Annotated in this window: 1 protein-coding gene; it reads right to left on the reverse strand. The window is 47.4% G+C overall.

Features of this window, described 5'->3' with window-relative positions; genetic code table 11:
• Positions 1-76 precede the first annotated feature (76 nt).
• Positions 77-517, reverse strand: a 441-nt coding sequence (gene mtgA, locus HC176_RS16030; RefSeq protein WP_167920004.1) for a monofunctional biosynthetic peptidoglycan transglycosylase, incomplete at its 5' end; no start/stop codon positions are given.

The raw sequence follows: 517 nt of genomic DNA on the forward strand, positions 1-517 counted from the left end.
GCCCGTTGCACCGTTTGCAGTTTACCTTCCACATACGCAGCACAGGCCTCTATAAGTTGTTCTTTGGTTTTTGAATTCATTTTTCCAGCTGAATTGCCCCGAGGTTTCTCATTTGCCTTACGATCCACGCCTGCCTCCCGGCGATGTAGTTACTGGCAGGTTTAGCTCTGTATTCTCTGGGATTGGGTAAAATTGCAGCTATAGCCGCCGCCTCATATGCCGTTAGATTAGCAGCCGACTTTCCGAACCAGGCCTGAGCTGCAGCCTCGGCGCCGTAGATCCCTTTTCCCATTTCTATGCTGTTAAGATAAACTTCGAGGATCCGCTCCTTGCTCCAAAACAATTCTATTAAAAAGGTAAAATAAACTTCCAGTCCTTTCCTAAACCAGCTGCGTTGCGGCCATAAAAAAGCATTTTTGGCAGTTTGTTGTGAGATCGTACTGGCACCTCTCACCCGCTTGCCCTTCTTGTTATCTTCCATGGCTTTTTGAATAGCCTCGTAGTCAAAGCCGTTATG

This window comes from Tamlana crocina, from assembly GCF_012037625.1.